The following is a 20,698-nucleotide window of genomic DNA, read 5'->3' as shown; positions in this document are numbered from 1 at the left end:
CACGGAGACACGATGAGCACGGTCACCGAGACCAGCGCCGAGCAGGAGCTGCACCCCGCCGACAGCCACGATCTGATCCGCGTCCAGGGTGCGCGCGAGAACAACCTCAAGGACGTGAGCGTCGAGCTCCCGAAGCGCAGGCTGACGGTGTTCACCGGCGTGTCCGGGTCGGGCAAGAGCTCGTTGGTGTTCGCCACGATCGCCGCCGAGTCGCAGCGGATGATCAACGAGACCTACAGCGCGTTCGTGCAGGGCTTCATGCCGACGCTCGCGCGGCCCGAGGTCGACCTGCTCGACGGTCTGACGACGGCGATCATCGTCGATCAGGAGCGGATGGGCGCCAACCCCCGATCCACCGTCGGCACCGTGACCGACGCCAACGCGATGCTGCGCATCCTGTTCAGCCGGCTCGGCCAGCCGCACATCGGCCCGCCGGGGGCGTACTCGTTCAACGTCCCCTCGGTGAAGGCGACCGGTGCCATCACCGTCGAGCGTGGCGGCAAGACCAAGGCCGAGAAGGCCACCTTCAACCGGCTCGGTGGGATGTGCCCACGCTGCGAAGGGATGGGCAACGTCAGCGACATCGACCTGACCGCGCTGTACGACGCGAGCAGGTCGCTGGCCGACGGCGCGCTGACGATCCCGGGCTACAGCATGGACGGCTGGTACGGCCGGATCTTCGGTGGCGCCGGACTGCCGATGGACAAGCCGATCGCGACGTTCACCAAGAAGCAGCTGCACAAGCTCCTCTACGAGGAGCCGACCAAGATCAAGGTGGACGGGGTCAACCTCACCTACGAGGGCGTGATCACCAAGATCCAGAAGTCGATGCTCTCGAAGGACGTCGAGTCGCTGCAGCCCCACGTCCGCCGCTTCGTCGAGCGGGCGGTGACCTTCACGACCTGCCCCGACTGTGACGGCACCCGGCTCGCCCCGGAGGCGCGGTCCTCGAGGATCGCGGGCGAGAACATCGCCGACGTCTGCGCCATGCAGATCAGCGACCTGCGCGAGTGGGTCCGCGACCTCGACGAGCCGTCGGTCGCTCCACTGCTCACCGGCCTGCAGCACCTCCTCGACTCGTTCGTCAACATCGGGCTCGGCTACCTCTCGCTCGACCGGCCGGCCGGCACGCTGTCGGGCGGCGAGGCGCAGCGCACCAAGATGATCCGTCACCTCGGCTCGGCGCTGACCGACATCACCTACGTCTTCGACGAGCCGACCATCGGGCTGCACCCCCACGACATCGAGCGGATGAACCAGCTGCTGTTGCAGCTGCGCGACAAGGGCAACACCGTGCTGGTCGTCGAGCACAAGCCCGAGACGATCACGGTCGCCGACCATGTCGTCGACCTCGGTCCCGGCGCCGGCACCGCCGGCGGCACGATCTGCTTCGAGGGCACCGTCGAGGGGCTGCGGGCCAGCGACACCATCACCGGGCGCCACCTCGACGACCGCGCGACGCTCAAGGAGACGGTGCGGACAGCGACCGACGTGCTGGAGGTCCGCGGCGCCGACACCCACAACCTGCGGGACGTCGACGTCGACATCCCACTCGGGGTGCTCGTGGTCGTCACCGGGGTGGCAGGTTCGGGCAAGAGCTCGCTGATCCACGGCTCGGTGTCCGAGCAGGACGGCGTCATCGCGATCGACCAGGGGGCGATCAAGGGATCACGGCGCAGCAACCCGGCCACCTACACCGGGGCGCTCGAGCCCATCCGCAAGGCGTTCGCCAAGGCCAACGGCGTCAAGCCGGCCCTGTTCAGCTCCAACTCGGAGGGCGCCTGCCCCACCTGCAGCGGCGCCGGCGTCATCTACACCGAGCTCGGTGTCATGGCCACCGTCGAGTCCGTGTGCGAGGACTGCGAGGGCAAGCGGTTCCAGGCGTCGGTGCTGGAGTACACCCTCGGCGGGCGGAACATCGCCGACGTGCTCGCCATGCCGGTGGCCGCGGCGGAGGCGTTCTTCGCCGACGGCGAGGCTGCCACGCCGGCCGCGCACCGGGTGCTGCACCGGCTCGTCGACGTCGGCCTCGGCTACCTGAGCCTCGGCCAGCCGCTGACCACGCTGTCCGGCGGCGAGCGGCAGCGTCTGAAGCTCGCCACCCGTATGGGCGAGAAGGGTGGCGTCTACGTCCTCGACGAACCGACGACCGGCCTGCACCTCGCCGACGTCGAGCACCTGCTCGGACTGCTCGATCGGCTCGTCGACGCCGGCAAGTCGGTCATCGTCATCGAACACCACCAGGCAGTCATGGCGCACGCCGACTGGATCATCGACCTCGGCCCTGGCGCGGGGCATGACGGTGGCCGGATCGTCTTCGAGGGCACCCCGGCCGACCTCGTCGCGGCCCGCAGCACCCTCACCGGCCAGCACCTGGCCGACTACGTCGGCTGACCAACCGGGTGACCCCGGGTGCCTGCGGGCGCCGGTTCAGTCCTTGCTGATGATGGTCGTCCCGGTCGAGACCATGTCGTAGAGCTCGATGACGTCCTTGTTGAACATCCGGACGCACCCGTTGGAGGACGCGGTGCCGATGGAGGCCTCGTTCGGGGTGCCGTGGAAGCGGATCAGCGTGTCCCCACCGCCGGGGCGGTTCCAGTTGAGGGCCCGGGCGCCGAGCGGGTTGTCGGGCCCCGGGCCGATGCGCTCCGGCATGTCCTTGCCCCACCGGTCCCGCGCGGGGTTGACCCAGGTCGGCTCGTAGCGCTTGGCGCCGACGACGAACGTGCCCTTCGGGGTCGGGCTGTTGTTGGTCCCGATCGCGACGGGCCAGGCCTTGCGCGCCTCACCGCCCTCGTACAGCGTGACCGTCGTGGTCGAGTGGTCGACGACGAGCACCTGCCGGAACGCGTCAGCCGTGATCGTCGGGCGGACCGTCCGCAGCTCGAGCTCGACACGATCGGCAGCGCCGTCGAGGGCGGCGTGGACCTTCGCGAGCGCTTCGGCGCGGTCGACGGCGGCGCCGTTGCGTTCGGGGGTGACCTTGAAGCCACCGTTGGAGAGGTCCAGCGAGGCGTTCCGGGCGGGCACGGCCGATCCGGCGGTGACCGTGTCGAGGACGGCGCCGATGCGCTCGTCGGCGACGGTCAACGCGACGTCGAAGCTCGGCGGGTCCCCGTCGCTGGTCGCAGCCGCGAGGGCAGCAGCGACCAGCGGGTCCACCTCCGGGTCGGCCCCGAGCTCGCGGCCGGTGATCGTCTCGGTGCGGCCGTCGAGCGAGACGGTGACGGCTCGGTCCAGCGCGACGTCGACGGCCGCACCGACATCGTGGGCGACCTGCTCGGCGATGTCGGTGGTGATGGCCGGGGCGGCGGTGGTCAGCGGGACGGTCAGCTCGGTGCCGTCGCCGGTGACGATCTCGGTCAGCGCCAGGACGGCCTCGTCCTGCTCGACGTCGCGACCATCACGGCCCTCGACGGTGACGGTGACCGCGCCGTCGACCCAGCCGACCTCGGCGTCCCGGGGCGCGCGATCGAGGTCGTGCGCGATCGTCGCCACGAACGCGGCGACCTCGTCCTCGGGGACGGAGACGGCCACGTCGCTGACCAGCCCGTCGGTGGATCCGAGCCACCGCAGCTTGACCAGATCGGCGAAACCGAGGTCGTCGGCCCGCGCCGCCGCCGCGGTCACGACCGCGTCCAGGTCGGTGACCGCCCCGAGGTCCCGTGGCGTGGTCTCCCAGGACAGGTCGCCGTGGGTCACCGTGATGGTGCGGTCGAGCGTGGGGGCGAGGTGGGCGGAGACGGTCTCGATCGCCTCCTCGACGCTGGTGTCACCGACGGGCACGGACGAGATCGTGGTCCCCGGCAGCAGCTGCGCCCCGTCACGGACCGTCGCGCCGTAGGCCCACGCCGATGCGCTGAGCGCAGCCACCGTCGTCACCATCAGGACGGCGACGACGAGGACGGCCACGATGCGCGGGCGGAGCCAGCGCGACGTAGTGGAGCTGACGGTCATCGTGCGATCCCCCGTGAGGTGTGTGCCGGCGGCCGAAGGTAGCGACGCCGCCTCGAGCCGGCGCTCAGCACCGCTTCGGAGGGGACGCGGCGTGCGCTGCGACCGCCGGGAGCTCGCGGCCCAGGGCCCCGTGCAACCTCGGGGCGTCGTCCTGCGTCTGACCTTGCCCGGAGCTGCTGTCCGTCACCCGGTCACGGCGACCGTGCCCCGCATCGCCGGGTGGATAGCGCAGGCGTAGGTGTACTCACCGGCATCCTCGAAGGTGTGGCTGAAGGTCTCGCCGCTCGGGATGCTCCCCGAATCGGGCCCGTCGTCGAAGGTGACCGTGTGCGCCGCGGCACCCGTGTTGGTCCAGGTGAGGTGGTCACCGACCGACACCTCGAGCGCGTCCGGCTCGAACCCGTTGTCAACGATGTCGACCTCTGCCGCGACGTCCTCACCGACGTCCCCACCGGCATCGGTGTCGTCGATGCCCGCGTCCTCGGCCCCCGCACCATCGTCATCGCCGCACCCCGCGAGGAGCCCCGCGAGGAGCAGCCCCGCCGCCACGGTGCGCGTCAGCCTGCGTCGGTGTTGTCCCACGGATGGTCCTCTCGTCCCACGAGGGGATCGGCGGCGTACCCCGGCAGCCCCGCACGATCCCCGTGCCGGCCGCCCACCACACCGTCCCGACCCGCGGACAGCAAACACACCGACGGGTGGCGCTCGCGGGGATCGACCCACCGCACACGCCCGGCCGCACGGGTCCCGGACGTGGCACCCCTGCGACCCCGACGGCACCTTCGATGTCGAACGCGTGCGTGTCCACGTGGAGGTCGCGAGTGGCGCCGACCAGCACAGCTGCGGAGCTGATCCCGGACGACGCCACGCTGGAGCAGCTGCGCACGATCGCAGCATCCTGCACGGCGTGCGACCTGCACCGCACCGGGACGCGGACCGTCTTCGGCGAGGGCGCGGCGGCCGCAGCGCGGTTGGCGGCCGGCTCAGACTGAGCGCGAGGTCCCGCCCGCGTCGCTGCCACCGAGCACCCGGTCGGTCAGCGCCTCCACCTCTTCGGGGGTCGGCATCGCGGGTTGCGCTCCCCAGCGAGTGGTCGCAGCGCCGGCCACCCGAACGGCCCAGCGGGCCGCCTCCACGAGCGTGAGATCGCGGCTCAGACCGTCGGCCAGCGCGCCGCAGAAGGCATCACCTGCGCCGGTCGCGTCCACCGCCGTGACGGCACAGGCGGGGAGGTGCTCGATGGTGTCGCCGTCGAGGACGAGCGCACCGTCGGCCCCGAGGGTCACCACCACCGCCATCCCTCGTGGCAACCGTTCTGCCGCGGTGACCGCCTCGTCGATGGTGCGTGGGGTGGCCGTCCCCGCCAGCACCCCCAGCTCGCTGCGGTTGGGGGTCAACACGTCGACGTTCGCCAGGGTGGTGGCTGGCAAGGCCACCGCCGGGGCAGGGTTCAGGACCACGGTCCCCCCTGCCTCGGCGACGGCCGCGGCGACGGCGTCGAGCGGCACCTCCAGCTGCACGAGCGTCACCGCTGCGTGACGCAGGAACGTGCCCGCTGTCTGGACGTCGCCGACCGTGACACGGGCGTTGGCCCCGGGGCTGACCGCGATGGTGTTCTCACCGGCAGCGTCGACGGTGATGAGGGCGATGCCACTCGGCGCATCGGGCGTGGTACGGACGTTGGCGGTGTCGACGCCTGCCGCGCGAAGCGAGTCGAGCAGCAGCCGACCGGGGTCGTCATCGCCGACGCGGCCGATCATGGCCACGCGCCGTCCGAGGCGCCCGGCAGCGACCGCCTGGTTGGCGCCCTTGCCTCCGGGTGCGCGTAGGTGGTCGCCACCGAGCACGGTCTGTCCCGGTCGAGGCAGCGCTTCGACCGGGACCACCAGGTCGACGTTGGCACTGCCCACGACCGCGACGTCGTAGCGAGCCGGGTCGTCGGTCATCGTCAGCCCTCCGGGAGATCGTCGTCGACGTTACGCGTCGGGAGGCCCACGACACGTGGGGGCGAAGGTCCCACGGGGCCGGTGACCAGCGGCGGCCGAGCGGTGGCCTCCGCCCGTGGGAGCCCACCCCTACGTCACCGACACTTCCCACAACGGCGCAGCCACCAGGGACGCGCCCCCAGCCCCACCCCGAGAAAGGCGAGACCGATGAGCGTCATCAACACCCCCGACGTCACCACCCCCCGCGGCGAGGCACCTGCTGCCGAGCTGAAGCTCAGGCCCAACCGCCTGTTCACCTTCGTCGCCATCTTCGCGATGGTCATCGGCTTCGGCTCGGTGCTCGGCGGCATCGCCGGCGCGACCTTCACCTACCGCCAGGCGGCGGTGGAGAACATCACCACCCCGGACGACGCGATCTTCCCCGAGGTGCCCGTCCGCGGTCCGCTGTCGATGTACGCCCAGTCCGACATCATCACCCACCACCAGCTCGAGCGGACCGAGGGTCTGCGTTACGCCGAGATGGACCGCATGGTCCCGATGGTCGACGAGGCCGGCGAGGTCGTCCTCGATGAGGCTGGCGAAGCGGTGATGGTCCCCAACGAGACACGGCTCAGCTGGATCGACGCCACCTCGCTGACCACCGTCCTCAACCTCGGCATCATGGCCTACGCCCTGGCGGCCTTCGCCATCGTGATCGGCCTCACCCTGGCGGCCCTGGGCTTCATCGTCCTCAAGCTCCGTCGCAGCGCCGTCGCCTTCTGATCCGACCCGAACCCAACCCCGAAGCAGAGGGCCGGTCGACATCCCGTCGACCGGCCCTCCGGCGTGTGCGGGTCGTAGGTCTCAGTCGACACCGGGCACGGACATGGCCTCCGCGATCGGCAGCAGATCGTCGAGCCACGGCTGTTCGGCCGGCCGGTCGGCGTCCTCCGCGAGCAGCTCCGTCAGCTGATCGAGGGGGGTGAAGGCCACCCGGCCACGCTGCAGCCCGATCATGGCCCCGGCGGTGTCACCGGCCTCGATCGCCTCGATCAGGTGCCCGACGCACCGGACGGCCAGCCGGGTCGCCTGGATGCGATCGAACGGTGAGGGGTCCCCGCCCTGCTGGAGGTGGCCGAGGATGGACGCGCGGGCGTCGAAGTGGTCCCCGCTCTCCTTCTCGAAGACCGACCGGACGAACTCGGTGGTGTAGACCGGATCGGCGTTCTCGCTGCGGATGAGCAGCCCGAGCTGCTGTCCCTCGTCGAACGCGGCGCTCAACGCGTCGACGTCGTCGTGCAGCTGCCGGAGGGTGATGCCGCGTTCGGGCAGGTAGACCCGCTCGGCGCCCGTCGCCAGCGCGCTGGTGAGGCCGAGGTAGCCGGAGTCCTTGCCCATCACCTCGACCACGAAGCACCGTCGTGAGGCCACCGCTGACCGCTTGATCTTGTCGACGTCGCTGACGATGGCGTTGAGCGCCGTGTCCGTGCCGACCGTGAGGTCGGTGCCCGGCAGGTCGTTGTTGATCGTGGCAGGCAGACACACGATCGGCAGATCCAACGCGGGGTGGATGTCGCGGGCGGCCTGCAGGGCGTGCGAGGCCAGGTAGCCGGTCAGGCCGCCGATCATCAGGAGCCCATCGATGCGGTGCTCGGCGATCTGCTCGGCGATCCGGGCGACGTCGGCCTCGTCGGGGACCCACCGTCGGGTCCCGAGCTCGGCACCTCCGCGCGAGACCCAGCCGCTGACCGACATCCATCCGAAGGGCTCGACCCGACCGTCGCGCAGGCCCTTGAAGCCGCGGTCGACCCGCAACATCTCGTGACCGCTGTCGAGGCCGATGCGGACAGCTGCGCGCACGGCGGTGTTCATGCCGGGCGCGGGGCCCCCGCCGTGGAGGACGGCGATGCGCAGCGGGCGCTTGCCGGCACGCTCGCCCTCCTCCGGTGGGCGTGGCTGAGCCCGGACCAGGGTGCGCAGGGTCGCGTGCGATTCCACGAAGCTGCCCCCGCGCAGCTCCATCGCCTCCTCGTAGCGCTTCTGCTGGATCAGGTCGGCGACCGCGTGGGTGCGTTCGATGGCCTCGAGCAGGTCGGAGGTGGTGATGCGGTTCTCGCGGATACCGACGAGCTTGGCGGGCTCGTCGGGTCCGAGCGCGAGCAGCTCGTGCACGGCCCGGTGACCGCACCGCGTGCCGAGGTTGCGGTCGAACGCCGAGGCGGCACCGCCGCGCTGCACGTGACCGAGGATGGTGACGCGGGTGTCCTCACCGAGCCCCTGTTCGAGGGCCTCCTTGACCTGGTCGGCGGTGATGGGTTCGCCCTGCCAGTCGTGGGCGCCCTCGGCGATGACCACGATGTTCTGGCGGCGTCCGACGCGACGTCCGGCCTCCACGGTCCGGCTCAGCGACCTGGCCCAGTCGTCGGTGTTCGGCGGACGTTCGGGGACGAAGATCCAGTTCGCCCCGGTCGCCAGGCCCGACATCAGGGCGAGGTACCCGCAGTTGCGGCCCATGACCTCGATGACGAAGGAGCGCTGGTGGCTGGAGGCGGTGGCGTGGAGGGCGTCGATGGCCTCCGTGATCCGGTGGAGGGCCGTGTCGGCCCCGATGGTCATGTCCGTCCCGAACATGTCGTTGTCGATCGAGCCGACCATGCCGACCAGCCGCAGGTGCGGGTGCGCGGCCGCGGTGTCCTCGTCGATGTCACCTTCCTCGACGAGTTCGGCGAGCAGTTCGGGCCACTCGGTCCGGAAGGTGTCGGCGCCGGTGAGGCTGCCGTCGCCGCCGATGACGATGAGGGCGTCGATGCCACGCTCGACGAGGTTGCGGGCGGCCTGGCGACGTCCGTCACGGGTGCGGAACGCCTCGGATCGGGCCGTGCCGATCGCGGTCCCGCCCTGCTGCAGGATGCCCCCGACGTCAGCGGAGGTCGCGGGGACGATCGCCGCCCCGCCGTCCACGAGCCCGCGGTACCCCTCGTAGACGAGGTTGACCTCGACCCCGGCGGCGAGGCCGGTGCGGACGACGGCGCGGACGGCGGCGTTCATCCCTGGGGCGTCACCGCCGCTGGTGAGCACGGCGATGCGCGAGGGGGCGGTCGACTCTGGCACGGGAGCTCCGGGACGCGTGGGAGCGCCTACCTATACCGCACGCGGCGCCGCGGCAAGGACCGACCCACGAGGGCGGCGTGTTGCGGACCTGCGTGCGCGCCTGGACGTAGCATCCGGGGGCTGTCCGTCTCGTCGCGGTGAGGAGGGTCCGTGGCACGGATCACGCTGGACCCGGAGGACGTCAACCAGTCGGTCGAGGTCACGCTGACCGACGGGCGGACCGTCGTGCTCGCCGATGCCGACGCGAGGTTGCTGCGGCGGGTGGCCCGGCAGCTGCACACCCACCGGTCGAGCTACGAGGCGGCGTTCGCACCCGACGACGAGGCGACCGCCCGGCGCGTGGCCGACGGCGAGGTGCCGCTGGCGGAGGTCGCCCCGCTTCACCGGCGGATCGCGGAGCTGCTCGATGCGGCGGCGGCACGCGGTGGGCGGGGCCCCTCCGCGGTCGACCCGGTCGAGCTGCTGCAGACCCGGACTTGGACCTCCTCATCAGGTGCAGTCGAGCAGCTCGACGAGCTGACTCCGACGCACCGTCGCAACCTGCGTGCCTGGCTCGAACGCAGCTCCGACGGGCTGCGTGACCGCTTCGACGAGGCGGACCTGACCGAGCGGCAGCGCGGCCAGGTCGTGGACGCCGATCCGTGGGTGGCAGGCACGCCGGTCTACCGGCGGTTGGCGGAGCTGATCGCGAACGAGAGCCCGCTGGAGCAGGCTCGGGACCAGGCGCGACAGGTGGTGCGCCACCTGGAGTACGAACGGCAGGGACGCTGGCCCGACCGCTGAGGCCCCACGCGCCCGGATGCCGTCTGATGACGGCATCCGCGTCACGAGGCCGCGGTCAGTTCGATCGACGTGGTGATCTCGATGGCTGCACGGATCGAGCGCGCGACGGGGCAGCGGTCGGCGTGGAAGCCGAGGACCCGGTCGATGGCGTCGCGGTCGGCGTCCTCGTCGACCTCGAGGGTGTAGGCGGCGTGGACGCGTTTGAGGACGAGCGTCTTGCCCTCGAGTTCGACCTCGCCGGTGATGTCGGATCGGAGACGACCGCCTCCGGCGGGGATGCCTCGTGCTTCGAGAGCACCCCCGAGCGTCCCGGTCAGTCAGCCGCCCGCTGCGGCGACCAGGTAGTCGATCGTGGTCGCGTCAGGCGGGAAGTCGTCGGGGTCCACGCCGTAGTGGGCTGCGATGTCACCGTGGACGCCGAAGGTCACGGGGTCGGCGCGTCCGGGCAGCATCGCGGTGCGCAGCGGCCCGCGTTCGCGCACGATGCGGACCTTCGAGGTGTAGGCGACGTCGGCCATCGGCATCCTCCGGGGCGGTGCCTCCACCCTGGCTGGCCGAGCACCCGCTGTCCAGTCCGGTCGGTGCCGCCCGGTCAGTTCGGGTCGTTCTCGGGGCGCCACTTGATGGAGCAGCCGACCGCGGGCCACTGGTGCTCGTCGGGACGGTCGCCGGTGAGCAGCCGGTCGATGGCAGCCCGTAGCTCGTCACCGGTGGCGGGCGGACCGCCGGGTCGTGTCGCGTCGATCCGGCCCCGGTAGGCAAGCCGGCGCTCGCGGTCGAACACGAAGGTGTCGGGGGTGCATGCCGCGCCGTAGGCGAGGGCGATGCGCTGGCTGCCGTCGAACAGGTACGGGAAGGGGAAGCCGACGTCCCGCTTCTGCTCCGCGAGCCGGTCCGGGTGGTCGTCCGGCTGTCGGTCAGGGTCGTTGGCGGCGATCGCGACGAACGAGACCCGCCCGTCGTCGGCGTAGCTGGCGGCGAGGGCCGCGATGGCGTCCTGGGTGTGCACCACGTAGGGGCAGTGGCGGCAGAGGAACATCACCACGAGGATGTCACCGTCGAGGTCGTCGCGCGTGACGGTCATGCCGTCGGTGACGTCGGGCAGGGCGAAGTCCGGGGCCTCGGTCCCGAGCTCGAGCATCGTGGAGTTCGCGGCCATCGTTCTCGTCCTCTCTCCTGCGTCATCGGTCGTGGGTGGCATCGTGGGTGGCGCCGGATCCTGCCCGGTCAGCTTCCGGCGGTGGTCCGCACCGCACGACGCTCGATCACCGGCACCTCCACCACCACCTGCGGCCCCTCGAAACTGCCCAACTCGAACTCCCCCGCCAACACCGGACCCTCCACGGTGTACCACGCCTCGTACACCACCCGCGCCGACACCTCGAACACCTCACCCTCACCGTTCAGATGCACCGGCGTGTGCGTGAACGTGTGCGTGCATCCCACGCCGACGGCCGCAAACCCGCCGACCACACACTCCCCCGCCCCTCACACACCCGCGGCTCGGACCCATCCCCCGGCACGAACCGGCTCGACACCGGCACCACCCACGCCGTCACCGTGAACTGCCCCGCCGACACCGACCCCGACAACCCCTCGAACGCCCCCTCATCCACCGCCAAGTACATCGGGAACCCCGTCAACACCTCCGACCCCAACGGCGGCGCAGTCACCAACCCCGGCACCGGCGGCTCCAGGCGCCTGAAGGCTTCGCCGATCATCCCTAGGACGTTCTCATCGTTGGTGAACGGTGAACCCGGCACGTACCACCGCCACTGCTCTCCGTCACCACAGTCGCGGATGAAGTAGACAGCACCGGCCGGGACGCCTGCCGTGATCGCGACATCGACCTGCGGGTCGAAGGAGGGCGGCACAGCTCGGTATGTACAAGGCCGTGGCGGGTGGACGCGAGCGAACTCCACCAGCCCCTCGACATCGTCAGGGACCCTCACCTCGAGCTGGACGCCCTCACGCTCGATGACCGCCCCTCCACAGGCGGTGGCGAACCCGGAGCACGGGCTCCGCGGTTCCTCGTCGTCCGTTGGATCGCTCTCCTGCGCAGCGACACCAGGGGCCGATGCGAGCACGAGAAGTGAACCGACGAGGATGCCCTTCACAGAAGCGACGCCCTTCGCGTGGTGGACCTCACGCACAGCCGTCCTCCCCCGACCGCCCGCCGACCTCGACCGCGTACGTCTCGAGGCGCTCATCGACCATCACCACGTCGTAGCGGACCTCCAGGATGACGTCGGTGACCTCGACAGCTTCGACGAGCTCGCCTGTCGCGACGTCGTAGAGGCCGGTCCGCGGTCCGTACCGGCGACACTCCTCCACGATCCCGGGACCACCGCTCGCCTCGACCACCCGAACCCAGGCGACCTCAGCATCCGGGGACAGTGAGACCCGGCCCTCGGCCCGGAACCTGTCTGCAGTCGCCCGGGCCTCGTCGAGTGCCGCCCCCGCGAGGACTCGCTCCAACTGATCCAGGTCGTAGTCGATATCCGCGAAGGCTTGCTGCGTCGCCTCGTAGACCCGTGCGTGCAGGTCGAGGAACGCCTGCTGTTCGTCAACGGGGATGTCGGAGTCCGGGTCGGGCTCCAAAGGAGGCAGGGGTGGGTAGAGCGGCTCCTCGTCGTCGTCGGGTGGCGGCGGGTCGGGGTCCTCGGTGACCTCGACCGGTGGTTCGGTCTCGACCGGCGCCGCCGTGCCGTCGTCGTCGGTCAGATCGAGGGCACCGTCATCGCCGGAACACCCCGCCACCACCACACCCACGACCGCGGCCACAGCCACCACGTGCCGCGTACGCACCGGACCACTCCCCCCGTCGGGACCTGTCGGCCGCCAGCCAGGCTAGTCACCGGTCGACCGCCGGTCACCGGCAGGTTCGAGCGCCTGTGGACGAGCACCGGCGCGCCCGTTCTCCACAGGCCAACAGCGGTCCGTCTCGGTCGCCTCGTGGTCCCGAGGCAGGCTCACCGTTCACCGACGATTGGACCGATGTGCGACCCGCGACGACCGAGCGACGTCCGCTGATGATCGCCCTCGCGCTCTGCCTGGGTTCGCTCGGATGCGACACCGGAGGCGACCTGCGACCTGGAGACGCCGCGCCCAGCGCTACCGCGACCCCGGCGGCGTCGGATCCGGCAGCCACCGCCGCCGGCGACCCCACACCACACGTCGAGGACCAGACCCAGGCCATCGATCTGGCGTGCGCCACCGCGGCCCGCGTGGTCGCGGGGGAATCCGACTACGCCGACCTCGACGACGCCGACAGGTTCGAGGCACACCTTCGCGACCACGGCGCACTGCTCGAGGAACTAGCGCCGCAGATCGAAGCGCTCGGAAGTCCGCGTGACGTCAGCCGAGCAGGCGATCTCAGGTGGTTGGGGGCCACGGCTCGGTCCCTCGCCGAGGAGCTGGGGACCCACCGTGCCGCCAACACCGACCTGCCCGTCGAGCGAGTGGCCGAGGTGCTGACCGAGATCGACTGGATGACCGAGGTCATGGCGGAGCTACGCCTGTGGGAGCTCGCGGTCTGCGAGGACCCGGCGGGGATCTCGATCACCCCGGGCGAGATCGACGGCACGCCGCACAACCAGGTGGACGTGGAACCGAGCCCCTGGTTCGGAAGACCTGACGAGGACTGACGCCGCGAACTAGCGGATGGTCAGTCCCGCGGCGACGGTCGCGCCGAGCTCCCAGCACGCCTCGAGGTCCGCACGTTCCGGCGAGCCGAGGACCGTGACCGGGGCCCGCGCAGGCTCCCACCCGAGGCCCTTGGCGATCGCGGAAACCGCCCGGACCGCACCCTCGGTGTCCTCGTTGCCGTGCACGAACAGCCCGTAGGGACGGCGCTGCGTCGTGTGCAGACACGGGTAGTAGACGCGGTCGAAGAAGTGCTTGAGCGCCCCGGACATGTACCCGATGTTGGCCGGTGTCCCGAGGACGTACGCATCCGCTTCGAGCACGTCCACGTCCGGGCAGGTCAGAGCGGGCCGGGTGACCACCTCGACCCCCTCGATGGCGTCGTCGGTGGCGCCGTCCACGACCGCTTCCAGCAGGCTCGCCGTGCTCGGCGACGGGGTGTGGTGGACGATCAACAGTCTCGGCATTGACCGCTCCTCGGTCGCTACGTCGTCTCGCCGGTCGTGGGGATCAGGCTTCCGCGGCGACCACGGGGCGTTCGAGCACCGCGAGGATCTCGTCGTGAGCATCCACGTCGACGACCTGCTCGAGGTCGGTGACGCGCACATCTCCGAGCTGGAAGGCGAGCATCCCCGCTGTGACCGCACCTCGCGCCGCGCTGACCGCCGCATCCCCGTCGAGCAGGCGAGGTGAGCGCATGCGGAACCCGTCGCTGTGACGGATCGCGTCGTGCGGCTGCACCAGCCCGACGAACACCGGGCCGGGGGCACGGTTGTAGGCCGCCACCTCGCGGCGGATCCGGGTCTCGAGCAGGTCGCCGACGGTCGCCCTCACCGGCAGATCGGCGAGGTGGCTGCGGCCGAGTTCGCGTCCCACCCGGGTGACGTCACGCATCAGGATCTCGCTCATCCACGTCCATCCTCGGGTACCGCCATGCGAGCCGGCGAGGCGCGACGACGCAACCCAGCCGTGGTGCGGTGCCGCACGCCCTTCGGTGCACGAACAGAGGGCCAGCTCATCGAGCTGGCCCTCCGGGGAAGCCGCGACGCTCAGCCGGCCTCGATCGCCGCCCGCTCGCCGCTGTCCACGGTCACCGGGATACGACGCGGCTTGGCCGATTCCAGGACCGGGACCTTGATGCTCAGCACGCCGTGGTCGTAGGCGGCCTCCAGCGCGTCTGCGTCGAGGCTGTCACCGAGGAAGACCTGCCGCGTGAACACCCCCTGCGGACGCTCGCTGACGATCAACTGGTCGACGCCCGAGCGGTCGACGCTGCGCCGAGCCGAGATGCTCAGCACGTTGCGCTCGACCGTCAGCTCGATCGACTCGGGGTCGATGCCGGGAAGGTCGAGGTCGATGCGCAGCTCGTCACCCTGCCGGTAGGCGTCCATGGCCATCGTGCGGGACGACGGCTCGTCTCCCAGGAGCGACGCCGCCACACGGTCGATGTCACGGAACGGATCCCAACGCATCAGCATGAACAGTCACCTCCAGGATCGGTCGATCGGTGTCAGGTCGGTCGCCGCACGGTGCCCCGCGCGGACGATCCACCCTCGTCAACGAGCCGCCCTCCCCGGCGCTTCCTGGGTGTCGCCGCCCCGACGCAGCGAGGTTGCGCCGGCCCGACGCAGGCCTGCGGTCGACCATCGCGTCGCGTCCTCGCACGCTGGTTGGTCTAGCTTCCAGCCGGCGCGACCACCGGAGGGTGCCGATGTCGGCGGACGGGTTCGGCGGGCTGGAGGTGGGCACCTCGCTCGGGACGAGCGACTGGGTGACCATCGACCAAGGCATGATCGACGCGCACGCCGACACGACGGGTGATCGCGACTGGATCCACAACGACGTGGACCGGGCGACCCGGGAAGGACCGTTCGGGGCGCCGATCGCGCAGGGCTCGCTGCTGATCGGCAACCTCGTGCGCATGCAGGAGCAGGTGGTGCGCGCCACCGCGGACGTCGGGCTGGCGTACGCGCTGAACTACGGCTTCGATCGCGTCCGGTTCGTCCACCCGGTCCGTGCCGGCGAACGGATCCGCGCACACCTCCAGTTGGCCGACCTGCGCCCCCGCGACGACGGCGCCAGGGTCGTGACCCTCGAGGTCACCGTCGAGATCGAAGGCCGGGACCGCCCCGCCGTGGTGGCGGCGTGGCTCGGACTGCTCCCCACCTGACGGCACGCCGGCCCGGATCCTCAGGCTGGCGTCAGCTGCCGGTCGCTCCGACCGACGTGTCCACGGTCTCGATGTGGGTGACGGGGACCTCGACCGCCCGTTCGATCCGGCTGACGGCATCGAGTCGCAACCAGCGCGACACGCCGGCCGGCAGCGTCGAGACGATGACCTCGTCGACCTCGACGCCTCGACGCAGCACGTCGAGCACGGCGTCGACGGGCCGGTGGTCGCCGACCTCGCCGGTCACCTCGACACCGAGCGCCTCGAACCGCTTCAGCGCCTCACCCAACCGGCTCTTGGCGAGCTTGCGGTCGCTGAACTCGTCGTGGAACGCCACCGTCGGATCGGCGCTGGCCGGGACGACGACGTGGACCGCGCACGGGCCTTCGGCGACGCACGACCGCAGCCGCTCCATCAACTGCTCGCCGCCGAGCGTCTGGTTGGCAACGACGAGGTATCGGCGCACCTCGCACCTTCCTGTCGGTCGCGACCGACCGTACGTACCTCCCCCGGCGAGGGGAAGGGCGACCGGCCGCTTCGAGCAGGAACGAAGCCACGACCCGTGTCGCCGCGCACCCGGCCAGCTGGCCGTCACGCGGCTGCGGACGAGGCCCCTCGGGCGTAGGGTCGGAGGCGATGCCGGCGGCGCGCCGGCGGACCCGACAGAGGAAGGAGCGAGCGTGCGTGTCGAGGGACTGACCGACGAGGACATCACCGTGGCGCCCGTGGGTGGCGCGACCATCACCGCCGACACGGCCGACGGCGACGCGACCGACACCGCGGACGGCGACGCCGGTGACGCCGACGGCACCGACGCGGGGGACGGCGACGCCGGCGACGGTGACGCGACGGACACGACCGACGGCGATGCCGCCGACAGCGACGGTGCCGACGCCGACGGGACCGACGCCTGAGCTCGGGCATGGCGGACCGCGCGTCAGCGCTGACCCGACTGGTCGGTGATGCCGACCGGTTCCTCGACGAGCGCTTCGGCCGTGCCCCGCTCCACGTCCGGACCGGCGATGCGGCGGCCTTCGACGGGCTGCTGAGCCTGGACGACGTCGACCGGCTGGTCGCGGCGACGGGCCTCCGGGCGCCGTCGTTCCGGCTCGTCCGCGACGGCCGGACGCTGCCCCGTTCGGCGGTGACCCGGTCGGTGCGGATCGGATCGCGGCCCGTCTCGGACCTCGTGGACGTCCAGGCGGTGCACCGCGAGTTCGCAGCGGGGGCCAGCATCGTCCTGCAGGGCCTGCACCGCTCGTTCGCGCCGGTCGCCGAGCTGTGCCGCTCCCTCGAGGTCAGCCTTACCCATCCGGTCCAGGCCAACGCCTACCTCACCCCGCCCGTCGCGCAGGGCCTGGACCTGCATGCCGACCCCCACGACGTGTTCGCGATCCAGACCCACGGGGTGAAACGGTGGGTGGTGCACCCGCCCGACGGGTCCGAGCCTTGGGATCTCGAAGTGCGGGCCGGAGACGTGCTCTACCTGCCTGCTGGGGCGCGGCACGCCGCCCAGACGCTGGACCGACCGTCGCTGCACCTGACCATCGGTGTGCGGACCACCACCTGGCGCGACGTGCTCCGCCGCGCGGTCGACGACGTGCTCGCCGAGCCGCAGCTGGACGCCCCGCTGCCGGCGGGTTGGGCCGACGATCCGGCTCGGCACGCCGAGGCACTGACGGGGCACCTGCGGGACCTCGCCGTCCGACTGGCCCGCGCGGACGCGGTGCCGCCGTTGGAAGCCTCGGCCGACGCGTTCTGGTCCCACCGCGCGCCGGACCTGAACGGCGGCCTGCGCGACGTGCTGGAGCTCGACCAGCTCGACGACACGACGCCGCTGTGTCGCCGCCCACACGCCACCTTCCGGGTCCGCACCGACGACGAGGTGGTCCGGGTCCAGCTCGGGGACCGTGAACTGCACCTGCCCCTGGCGGCCGAGGAGGCGGTCCGGCGCCTCGGTTCCCTGACCGTTCTCGTGCCGAAGGACCTCGACGACGTCGCCGACGAGCCCAGCCGTCTCGTGCTGTGCCGGCGCATGGTCCAGGAGGGACTCCTGACGTTCGCACGCGGGACCGACGGTGCGTGACGGCTGCGCCGCCCGCTCCATGCACCACGGCGAGGCGCTCCACGGCACGGCATCCCGGGCGCGCCGCTGGATCCTGTTCGAGCACCCCGGCGGGTGGGGTGAAGACGTGCTGTCGGACGCGACGCTGCCTCCCCGGATCGCGGCGCAGCTGACCCTCCTGGCGGCGAGCACCCCCGCCCGCGTCCTACTCGTGCGTCGCCCGGGCGGGACCGGCCGTCGGGCTGCGCGGGACGTACCGACCGCGCGGGCGCTGCTGGTCGGGGTATCGACGCCGACGGGCGGGTGGTTCGAGCGGTTCGACCTCACCACACCCGAGGACCTGTTCGACGTCGACCTCGCCGGGCTGGCCGGCGACCGCTCGTGCGGCGGCACGCCGGTCGATGCGCCGTTCTACCTCGTGTGCACCAACGGCAGACACGACGCGTGCTGCGCCGAGCTCGGCCGACCCGTCGTCGACGCGTTGGTGCCGCACCTCGGGGACCGGTTGTGGGAGTGCTCGCACATCGGCGGTGACCGCTTCGCCGGCAACCTCGTGTGCCTGCCATCCGGCGTGTTCTACGGCCACCTCGACCCCGAGGTCGCCGCCGCGGTCGTCCGCGCCCACGACGGCGGTGCCGTCGACCTCGACCGGTGGCGGGGCCGATCGTCGCTGCCGTTCCTCGTCCAGTCCGCCGAGGCGTTCGCGCGGCGCGAGTTCGGACTCACCCGTGAGGACGACCTGCGTTGGGTCGCCAGCCAACGGGACGGCGACCGGACCGACGCGACGTTCGTGCGGCGCGACGGCCACCGGGTGACGGTCTCGGTGCGGCGCCGGCTCGAGGACGACGAACGGCAGCTGACCTGCCGCGGCGTCCCGGTCCGGGCCCCGGTCCACGAGCTGATCGAGATCGCGGTCAGCTGACCGCTGCCTGGTCGCCGCGAGGCAGGGTGTTCAGCGGCGCGCGACGGTGCCCTGTGCGACGGCGCAGAGGTGTTCATCGTCGTCGCGCTGGTCGAACAGCTCGGCGTTGACCGTCACCAGACGGGCACCGGCTCGCACGACCTCGGCGCGGGCGATCAGCTCGTCACCCCGGGCTGGCGACAGGTAGGAGATGGTGAACCCGGCGGTGAAGACGGCCGGCCCCACCGCGGCACCCGCGGCGAAGGTCAGCACGTTGTCGGCCGCGTAGCTCAGCACCCCGCCGTGCACGACGCCGTCCTGCTGCCGGTGGTGCTCGGCGAGCGGGACCCGCAGCTCGGCCCGACCGTCGCCGAACGCGGTCAGCTGGGCACCGACCAGTCGGCTGAACGGTTGTGCGGCCAGCACGGCCTTGGCGTCGGCGAGCTGCAGGCTCGCCGGGGTGGTCGAGGTGGTCGGCCGCACCGGAGCTCCTAGAGAAGTCTTCTACTGCACTAGACTATCTCTCCATGACCGACACTCGCACCCGGATCCTCGAGGCCGCCCTCGCCTGCTTCGTCGAGCGCGGCGTGGCCGCGACGACGATCGACGCGGTGCGCGCCGCGTCGGGTGCCAGCACGGGCAGCCTCTACCACCACTTCGGTGACCGGCAGGGGCTCATCGCCGCGGTCCACGGCTGGCTGCTCGACGACTACCACGCCGGGTTCCTCGCCGTCCTCGACGACCAGGACGACCCCGTGGTCGGCGTCGCCGAGGTGGTCCGGTTCCACGTGGGCTGGTGCACCGCTCGTCCGGACGCAGCGCGCTTCCTGCTCGAGGAGCCGGGGCCGACGTCGTCGCAGCTCGGTGGCGAGGAGGTCGCAGCCGCCAACGCGGTGTTCCTCCGCCGCGTCCTCGCCTGGCTCAGGCCTCACGTCCGCTACGGAGCCGTGCGTGAGCTGGACGTGGCCACGGCCTACGCGCTGTGGCTCGGTCCGGCGCAGGAGCGGTGCCGGCTGTGGGTCCGAGGTCGCGCCGCCGAGCCGGACGAAGCGGAGATCGAGGTGCTCGCCGAGGCAGCGGTCCGCTCGCTCTGCACCCCCGAACAGCAGCGCTGAGGACGGCGACCTGCGAAGCTCGCCGGGGAACGACTCGGGGAGGCAGCCGTGAGCACGACCACGGTCGACGCGGAGCTGCTCGCTGAGCACCACGTGCGGGTGGGCAGCGACCGGCCCTGGCAGCGACGGCTGCGGCTGCTCCAGGCGTTGTGGCGCGAGGAGCAGGGCCTGCCCATCGGGGTCCATCCCCGCGGCGGGGCGGACGCTCGGCCGCTCGGCTCACGGATCGGGCTGCCTCACGCCGAACGGCACCTGGGCAACTTCCTGACCCCGACGATCCGCGAGGTCGTCCGCGCCGAACTGGTCGCCGAGGCGGTGTCGGAGGGCGAGGCGCTGGCGGTCCCCCAGCTGTACACCGACCTGCTGGCGAGCCAGCCACTGGCGTTCAACCTCTTCGGCGAGCTGAAGGCCGACCTCGACACGGCATCGGCGTGGACCCGGCACCTGTGGCCCGACCGGGTCCAGCAGGTCACCCGGATCGAGTTCGAGCACGCACCGCAGCTCGCAGCGCGCCAGCGCCTCGAGGATCACAGCGCCTTCGACGTCTACCTCGAGCACACCGTCCCCGGTGGTCGCGCCGGCTTCATCGGCTTCACCGTGACCTACCACGAGAACCTCGAGGTAGCGCCGGTCAGGAACCAGCCGCAGGCCGAGGAGGTCGCCCGGGCGTCCGGGCTGTTCGTCGACGGTGCCCTTCCGGCGCTCCGAGAACCGCCGCTCCAGCAGGTCTGGTTCGACCACCTGTTGGCGTTGTCGGTGCTCCAGTCGGACCCGGACCGTTGGTCCGGCAACGGGCTGCTGGTGTTCCTGCACCCGGTCGCGAACGCCGCCAGCTACCGGGTCGTCGACGCCTACCGGCGCCGTCTGCTCGGCAGCCGGACGTTCCAACGGACCTCCCTGGAGGAGGTGGTGGCGGCCCTGCAGCTGACCAGCGGTGCACCGTGGGTCGACGCCTTCCACCACCGCTACCTCGACTACCGCCGTGCCGACGCAGCCGGCGGCTCCGGCACGTGATCACCATCCGCC

At 71.6% G+C, this 20,698-nt stretch carries 26 protein-coding genes; 11 read left to right on the top strand and 15 right to left on the bottom strand.

What is annotated here, in order from left to right; translation table 11 throughout:
- Positions 1–12: 12 nt before the first annotated feature.
- The gene (locus tag NITAL_RS25840; RefSeq protein ID WP_052669098.1) at positions 13–2,394 is read left to right on the top strand and encodes an ATP-binding cassette domain-containing protein; all 2,382 of its coding nucleotides are present in this window, start codon (positions 13–15) and stop codon (positions 2,392–2,394) included.
- 36 nt (positions 2,395–2,430) lie between these two features.
- On the opposite strand, the gene NITAL_RS25835 is transcribed toward NITAL_RS25840, so the two are convergent.
- Positions 2,431–3,957 carry a L,D-transpeptidase family protein gene (locus NITAL_RS25835; RefSeq protein WP_052669097.1) on the bottom strand — a complete coding sequence of 509 codons (1,527 nt, stop codon included), beginning with the start codon at positions 3,955–3,957 and terminating at the stop codon, positions 2,431–2,433.
- Between the two features lie 183 nt (positions 3,958–4,140).
- A complete protein-coding gene (locus tag NITAL_RS27685) occupies positions 4,141–4,539 on the bottom strand; it encodes a cupredoxin domain-containing protein (RefSeq protein ID WP_211262687.1) in 399 nt (132 codons plus the stop codon).
- Between the two features lie 239 nt (positions 4,540–4,778).
- Between NITAL_RS27685 and NITAL_RS27680 the strand changes: the two genes are divergently transcribed.
- The gene (locus NITAL_RS27680) at positions 4,779–4,949 is read left to right on the top strand and encodes a hypothetical protein (protein ID WP_157042114.1); all 171 of its coding nucleotides are present in this window, start codon (positions 4,779–4,781) and stop codon (positions 4,947–4,949) included.
- On the opposite strand, the gene NITAL_RS25825 is transcribed toward NITAL_RS27680, so the two are convergent.
- Positions 4,941–5,903 carry a ribokinase gene (locus tag NITAL_RS25825; RefSeq protein WP_052669096.1) on the bottom strand — a complete coding sequence of 321 codons (963 nt, stop codon included), beginning with the start codon at positions 5,901–5,903 and terminating at the stop codon, positions 4,941–4,943. The two genes, NITAL_RS27680 and NITAL_RS25825, sit on opposite strands and share 9 nt — an antisense overlap.
- A gap of 207 nt (positions 5,904–6,110) precedes the next feature.
- On the opposite strand from NITAL_RS25825, the gene NITAL_RS25820 reads away from it, so the two are divergent.
- Complete coding sequence (locus tag NITAL_RS25820; protein ID WP_052669095.1) at positions 6,111–6,665, top strand: hypothetical protein; 555 nt, start codon at positions 6,111–6,113, stop codon at positions 6,663–6,665.
- Between the two features lie 81 nt (positions 6,666–6,746).
- On the opposite strand, the gene NITAL_RS25815 is transcribed toward NITAL_RS25820, so the two are convergent.
- Positions 6,747–8,993 (bottom strand): 6-phosphofructokinase, encoded by a 2,247-nt coding sequence (locus tag NITAL_RS25815; protein ID WP_211262686.1) that lies wholly within the window; start codon positions 8,991–8,993, stop codon positions 6,747–6,749.
- Positions 8,994–9,143: 150 nt separating this feature from the next.
- Between NITAL_RS25815 and NITAL_RS25810 the strand changes: the two genes are divergently transcribed.
- Positions 9,144–9,776 carry a hypothetical protein gene (locus NITAL_RS25810; protein ID WP_052669094.1) on the top strand — a complete coding sequence of 211 codons (633 nt, stop codon included), beginning with the start codon at positions 9,144–9,146 and terminating at the stop codon, positions 9,774–9,776.
- A 41-nt stretch (positions 9,777–9,817) separates the two neighbouring features.
- On the opposite strand, the gene NITAL_RS29670 is transcribed toward NITAL_RS25810, so the two are convergent.
- The 6 genes from NITAL_RS29670 to NITAL_RS25780 form a co-directional block, all read right to left on the bottom strand.
- Positions 9,818–10,093, bottom strand: coding sequence for an OsmC family protein (locus NITAL_RS29670; protein ID WP_083442333.1), 276 nt, complete (start codon positions 10,091–10,093; stop codon positions 9,818–9,820).
- On the bottom strand, positions 10,094–10,294 hold the full coding sequence (locus NITAL_RS25805; RefSeq protein WP_052669093.1) for a hypothetical protein: 201 nt from the start codon (positions 10,292–10,294) through the stop codon (positions 10,094–10,096). It abuts the gene before it with no gap.
- 74 nt (positions 10,295–10,368) lie between these two features.
- Entirely contained in the window at positions 10,369–10,935 is a 567-nt protein-coding gene (locus NITAL_RS25800; RefSeq protein ID WP_052669092.1) for a thioredoxin family protein, read from the bottom strand.
- A gap of 68 nt (positions 10,936–11,003) precedes the next feature.
- Positions 11,004–11,189 (bottom strand): hypothetical protein, encoded by a 186-nt coding sequence (locus NITAL_RS25795; protein ID WP_052669091.1) that lies wholly within the window; start codon positions 11,187–11,189, stop codon positions 11,004–11,006.
- Entirely contained in the window at positions 11,180–11,929 is a 750-nt protein-coding gene (locus NITAL_RS27675; RefSeq protein ID WP_157042113.1) for a hypothetical protein, read from the bottom strand. Before NITAL_RS27675 ends, NITAL_RS25795 begins: the two co-directional genes overlap by 10 nt.
- Entirely contained in the window at positions 11,922–12,584 is a 663-nt protein-coding gene (locus NITAL_RS25780; RefSeq protein ID WP_157042112.1) for a hypothetical protein, read from the bottom strand. The genes NITAL_RS27675 and NITAL_RS25780 overlap by 8 nt, the downstream gene beginning before the upstream one ends.
- A gap of 224 nt (positions 12,585–12,808) precedes the next feature.
- Between NITAL_RS25780 and NITAL_RS25775 the strand changes: the two genes are divergently transcribed.
- Positions 12,809–13,423, top strand: a complete 615-nt coding sequence (locus tag NITAL_RS25775) for a hypothetical protein (RefSeq protein WP_157042111.1) — start codon at positions 12,809–12,811, stop codon at positions 13,421–13,423.
- Between the two features lie 9 nt (positions 13,424–13,432).
- Here NITAL_RS25775 and NITAL_RS25770 read toward each other — a convergent pair whose 3' ends face one another.
- The 3 genes from NITAL_RS25770 to NITAL_RS25760 form a co-directional block, all read right to left on the bottom strand.
- Positions 13,433–13,888, bottom strand: a complete 456-nt coding sequence (locus NITAL_RS25770) for a flavodoxin family protein (protein WP_052669086.1) — start codon at positions 13,886–13,888, stop codon at positions 13,433–13,435.
- 43 nt (positions 13,889–13,931) lie between these two features.
- Positions 13,932–14,330: a hypothetical protein gene (locus NITAL_RS25765; protein ID WP_052669085.1), complete on the bottom strand. Its 399-nt coding sequence runs from the start codon at positions 14,328–14,330 to the stop codon at positions 13,932–13,934.
- Between the two features lie 140 nt (positions 14,331–14,470).
- A complete protein-coding gene (locus tag NITAL_RS25760) occupies positions 14,471–14,899 on the bottom strand; it encodes an Hsp20/alpha crystallin family protein (protein WP_052669084.1) in 429 nt (142 codons plus the stop codon).
- Between the two features lie 233 nt (positions 14,900–15,132).
- On the opposite strand from NITAL_RS25760, the gene NITAL_RS25755 reads away from it, so the two are divergent.
- Entirely contained in the window at positions 15,133–15,591 is a 459-nt protein-coding gene (locus NITAL_RS25755) for a MaoC family dehydratase (protein WP_052669083.1), read from the top strand.
- 31 nt (positions 15,592–15,622) lie between these two features.
- Here NITAL_RS25755 and NITAL_RS25750 read toward each other — a convergent pair whose 3' ends face one another.
- Positions 15,623–16,057: a hypothetical protein gene (locus tag NITAL_RS25750; RefSeq protein ID WP_052669082.1), complete on the bottom strand. Its 435-nt coding sequence runs from the start codon at positions 16,055–16,057 to the stop codon at positions 15,623–15,625.
- 214 nt (positions 16,058–16,271) lie between these two features.
- Between NITAL_RS25750 and NITAL_RS25745 the strand changes: the two genes are divergently transcribed.
- Genes NITAL_RS25745 through NITAL_RS25735 form a run of 3 tightly spaced genes read left to right on the top strand, consistent with a single transcriptional unit; the run spans position 16,272 to position 18,578 of the window.
- Entirely contained in the window at positions 16,272–16,505 is a 234-nt protein-coding gene (locus tag NITAL_RS25745; RefSeq protein ID WP_052669081.1) for a hypothetical protein, read from the top strand.
- Positions 16,506–16,513: 8 nt separating this feature from the next.
- Entirely contained in the window at positions 16,514–17,677 is a 1,164-nt protein-coding gene (locus NITAL_RS25740) for a cupin domain-containing protein (RefSeq protein ID WP_052669080.1), read from the top strand.
- Entirely contained in the window at positions 17,670–18,578 is a 909-nt protein-coding gene (locus NITAL_RS25735) for a ferredoxin family protein (protein ID WP_052669079.1), read from the top strand. Before NITAL_RS25740 ends, NITAL_RS25735 begins: the two co-directional genes overlap by 8 nt.
- Positions 18,579–18,608: 30 nt before the next feature.
- On the opposite strand, the gene NITAL_RS25730 is transcribed toward NITAL_RS25735, so the two are convergent.
- Positions 18,609–19,040 carry a PaaI family thioesterase gene (locus NITAL_RS25730; protein ID WP_052669078.1) on the bottom strand — a complete coding sequence of 144 codons (432 nt, stop codon included), beginning with the start codon at positions 19,038–19,040 and terminating at the stop codon, positions 18,609–18,611.
- A 44-nt stretch (positions 19,041–19,084) separates the two neighbouring features.
- On the opposite strand from NITAL_RS25730, the gene NITAL_RS25725 reads away from it, so the two are divergent.
- Together NITAL_RS25725 and NITAL_RS28355 are read left to right on the top strand one after the other, a co-directional pair.
- Positions 19,085–19,672 carry a TetR/AcrR family transcriptional regulator gene (locus tag NITAL_RS25725; RefSeq protein WP_052669077.1) on the top strand — a complete coding sequence of 196 codons (588 nt, stop codon included), beginning with the start codon at positions 19,085–19,087 and terminating at the stop codon, positions 19,670–19,672.
- Between the two features lie 48 nt (positions 19,673–19,720).
- Positions 19,721–20,686 carry a PGN_0703 family putative restriction endonuclease gene (locus NITAL_RS28355; RefSeq protein WP_052669076.1) on the top strand — a complete coding sequence of 322 codons (966 nt, stop codon included), beginning with the start codon at positions 19,721–19,723 and terminating at the stop codon, positions 20,684–20,686.
- The last annotated feature ends 12 nt before the right edge of the window (positions 20,687–20,698 follow it).

Origin of the sequence: Nitriliruptor alkaliphilus DSM 45188 (assembly GCF_000969705.1) — a bacterium.
In the GTDB taxonomy this organism is placed as follows: domain Bacteria; phylum Actinomycetota; class Nitriliruptoria; order Nitriliruptorales; family Nitriliruptoraceae; genus Nitriliruptor; species Nitriliruptor alkaliphilus.
This window is presented reverse-complemented; position numbering and strand designations above follow the sequence as displayed.

What these genes read in the sequence shown, in the direction of transcription:
- NITAL_RS25740 (WP_052669080.1), top strand. Translation starts at nt 16,514, where the DNA reads ATGGCGGACCGCGCGTCAGCGCTGACCCGACTGGTCGGTGATGCCGAC.
- NITAL_RS25835 (WP_052669097.1), bottom strand. Translation starts at nt 3,957, where the DNA reads ATGACCGTCAGCTCCACTACGTCGCGCTGGCTCCGCCCGCGCATCGTG.
- NITAL_RS25765 (WP_052669085.1), bottom strand. Translation starts at nt 14,330, where the DNA reads ATGAGCGAGATCCTGATGCGTGACGTCACCCGGGTGGGACGCGAACTC.
- NITAL_RS25825 (WP_052669096.1), bottom strand. Translation starts at nt 5,903, where the DNA reads ATGACCGACGACCCGGCTCGCTACGACGTCGCGGTCGTGGGCAGTGCC.
- NITAL_RS25820 (WP_052669095.1), top strand. Translation starts at nt 6,111, where the DNA reads ATGAGCGTCATCAACACCCCCGACGTCACCACCCCCCGCGGCGAGGCA.
- NITAL_RS25840 (WP_052669098.1), top strand. Translation starts at nt 13, where the DNA reads ATGAGCACGGTCACCGAGACCAGCGCCGAGCAGGAGCTGCACCCCGCC.
- NITAL_RS25760 (WP_052669084.1), bottom strand. Translation starts at nt 14,899, where the DNA reads ATGCTGATGCGTTGGGATCCGTTCCGTGACATCGACCGTGTGGCGGCG.
- NITAL_RS25770 (WP_052669086.1), bottom strand. Translation starts at nt 13,888, where the DNA reads ATGCCGAGACTGTTGATCGTCCACCACACCCCGTCGCCGAGCACGGCG.
- NITAL_RS25755 (WP_052669083.1), top strand. Translation starts at nt 15,133, where the DNA reads ATGTCGGCGGACGGGTTCGGCGGGCTGGAGGTGGGCACCTCGCTCGGG.
- NITAL_RS25805 (WP_052669093.1), bottom strand. Translation starts at nt 10,294, where the DNA reads ATGGCCGACGTCGCCTACACCTCGAAGGTCCGCATCGTGCGCGAACGC.
- NITAL_RS25800 (WP_052669092.1), bottom strand. Translation starts at nt 10,935, where the DNA reads ATGGCCGCGAACTCCACGATGCTCGAGCTCGGGACCGAGGCCCCGGAC.
- NITAL_RS25775 (WP_157042111.1), top strand. Translation starts at nt 12,809, where the DNA reads ATGATCGCCCTCGCGCTCTGCCTGGGTTCGCTCGGATGCGACACCGGA.
- NITAL_RS25725 (WP_052669077.1), top strand. Translation starts at nt 19,085, where the DNA reads ATGACCGACACTCGCACCCGGATCCTCGAGGCCGCCCTCGCCTGCTTC.